The sequence below is a fragment of the Streptomyces sp. MB09-02B genome (assembly GCF_033794485.1).
Lineage (GTDB): Bacteria > Actinomycetota > Actinomycetes > Streptomycetales > Streptomycetaceae > Streptomyces.
The window spans coordinates 1-1,626 of sequence record NZ_JARGEE010000819.1 but is presented as its reverse complement, the minus strand read 5'-3'; the positions used below and the strand labels follow the sequence as shown (position 1 = coordinate 1,626).

General features: G+C 73.9%; 2 protein-coding genes and 1 pseudogene. All 3 read left to right on the top strand.

The window, feature by feature from the left end:
* A pseudogene (locus P1P70_RS44350) lies at positions 1-432 on the top strand (hypothetical protein); the annotation flags it as partial.
* 125 nt (positions 433-557) lie between these two features.
* Positions 558-848, top strand: coding sequence for a hypothetical protein (locus P1P70_RS44345; protein ID WP_230211661.1), 291 nt, complete (start codon positions 558-560; stop codon positions 846-848).
* A 195-nt stretch (positions 849-1,043) separates the two neighbouring features.
* A complete protein-coding gene (locus tag P1P70_RS44340; protein WP_319248124.1) occupies positions 1,044-1,541 on the top strand; it encodes a DUF5949 family protein in 498 nt (165 codons plus the stop codon).
* The last annotated feature ends 85 nt before the right edge of the window (positions 1,542-1,626 follow it).

Genomic DNA, 1,626 nt, shown 5'->3' with positions numbered 1-1,626 from the left:
ACGCCTCCCGCGCCCGCCGTCCCCGCCGTACCCGTCACGCCACCGGCGCCCGCCGTGCCCCCGGCGCCGCCCGCCGTCACCACGCCCCTCGTCCCGGCGGCGCCGTCGGTGCCTGCCGCGCCGCAGCAGGCCGTCACGCTGCCGGCGTTCGACCGGGGCCTCGCGCAGCGGGTCGGCAGAACCGCGGCGGACCCGGTGACCGACGCGCTCACCGCTCTCCAGGCCGCCGTCGACGCCCTGCTCAAGGCGGTCACCTCCGGCGACCTCGCCCAGGTGGTGCCCGCCGTCACCGGTGTGGTGACCAGCCTGCTCAAGCTCATCGCGGCCATCCTGGTCGGCAGCGGCCTGCCCGTCCCGGCCGACCTGCCGCCGGTACAGCCGCCGGCGGAGCTGCCCGCGACGCCGCCCACGGGCACGCTGCCCGTTCGCTAGACCGGCTGGTTCGTATGACCTGTCGTTCGGCGTCAGATATGACCTGTCCGGTACGGGGTTTCCGCCGGCGCGAGGGCTCGTTGGACACGGCGCAGTGCTTCCAGTATTCCGAGGAGAGGAACACGATGAAGTCCCTGAAGGCCGCCGCTGTCGTTGCCGGGTCCATGGCCATCGCTGGCGCCGCCGCGCCGGCCTTTGCCTACGACGCCACGGACGTCACGCCCACCAGCCTCAACGGCGCGGTGAACACGCTCTTCAAGGAGCCCATCTCACCCGCACCCCTGCAGCAGCAGTCGAACGCGCTCGACACCGAGAACAAGGACTCCGTGCTCCACACGGTGAGCGGCGCGACCAAGACCCTCAACTCCTCCGGAGGTCCCGGCCAGCTCCTCGGTGGTCTGCCCCTCCAGCGCTGACCGTTCCCCTCGCGGTCCCACGGGGCCGGTTCCGCGACACCGCGGGGCCGGCCCCGGTCGTTCTCCCGCCCTTCCGGAGAGGTGGTTCCACGGTGTTCGAGGCGTGTCCCCCGTTCGTGTGGTCGGTCGGCGGCTGTCGCCCGGTCGGGTGAAAAGGCGGCAGGGTCGTTTGGCGGGCGTGGATAGGGTTCCGCGGTGACTTCAACTTCCGCTGAAACCCGCCCTTTCCGCCCCGCAGACCTCGGCACGCTCGTCGTCATGGCCTGGAGCGGTGAAGCCCCCGACGGGGACATGCCCTACCTGCTCGCCTACACCCTCGGCGACGGGCAGAGCGGTCCCGAGGGGTCCACGGCCGCCGTCGCGGATCTGCTGACGAGCCTCGGTCTGTCCATCGGCGAGAAGGTCGTCGACGGCGCCGCCCACCCCAGCCTGCCGGTCACCCTGCTCGTCGAGGCGGGCCAGGCCGTCGTCACGATGCCGCAGCTCAACGCCCAGTGCCCCGCACCGCCGGAGTGGCTCGCCGCCGTAGACCGACGCGGCTTCGCCTACCTGCTCTTCGCGACCCGCCCCTGGCCCGAGGCCCGGCCCGGCATGCCCGTCGAGCCCGAGGCCCTCGCCGCCTTCGCCGGTGACGCCGAGACGCTGACCAGCGCGGCGCACGTCCTCCTGCCGGCCCGCAGCCTGCGCGGCTGATGGCCGCCCCGGCAGGGCGGTCGGCAGGGCGGGCTCCGGGGCGGCCATCAGCCGCGCGGGCTGGCGGCCGGCAGGGGGACTGGAA

What these genes read in the sequence shown, in the direction of transcription:
- P1P70_RS44345 (WP_230211661.1), top strand. Translation starts at nt 558, where the DNA reads ATGAAGTCCCTGAAGGCCGCCGCTGTCGTTGCCGGGTCCATGGCCATC.